This window comes from Pseudoalteromonas sp. SR43-5 (genome assembly GCF_014163835.1).
Taxonomy (GTDB): Bacteria; Pseudomonadota; Gammaproteobacteria; order Enterobacterales; family Alteromonadaceae; genus Pseudoalteromonas; species Pseudoalteromonas distincta.
Genome location: NZ_JACJEA010000081.1, coordinates 1 through 400, shown reverse-complemented (window position 1 = coordinate 400; position 400 = coordinate 1). Strand labels below are relative to the sequence as shown.

Annotated in this window: 1 rRNA gene; it reads left to right on the top strand. The window is 36.5% G+C overall.

Annotated features, from left to right (window positions below):
- A 16S ribosomal RNA gene (locus H5090_RS20585) occupies positions 1 to 67 on the top strand; the annotation flags it as partial.
- Between the last annotated feature and the right edge of the window lie 333 nt (positions 68 to 400).

Below are 400 nucleotides of genomic sequence, written 5' to 3'. Positions count from 1 at the left end.
ATTCATGACTGGGGTGAAGTCGTAACAAGGTAGCCCTAGGGGAACCTGGGGCTGGATCACCTCCTTATACGATTTAGAACTTATTTGTTCGTAGTGTCCACACAGATGATTGTTAATTAGTGCTTATTCTTCGGAATAACTAATTAATATGCTCTTTAAAAATTTGGAAAAGCTGATAATAAAATTCTGATAGATACATTGTATTTATCAAGAGTTTTCAAAAGTAAAAAAGAATGGTAGCAGTACCATTCAGTGCCATTTGATTGACGTTTTACGTTGATTGATTGGTATCTACTTTAGTATTCAATATTAACTTCTGGCGAAGTTAAACTGTCACAAAACAAAGACCCGTTTGGGTTGTATGGTTAAGTGACTAAGCGTACACGGTGGATGCCTTGGC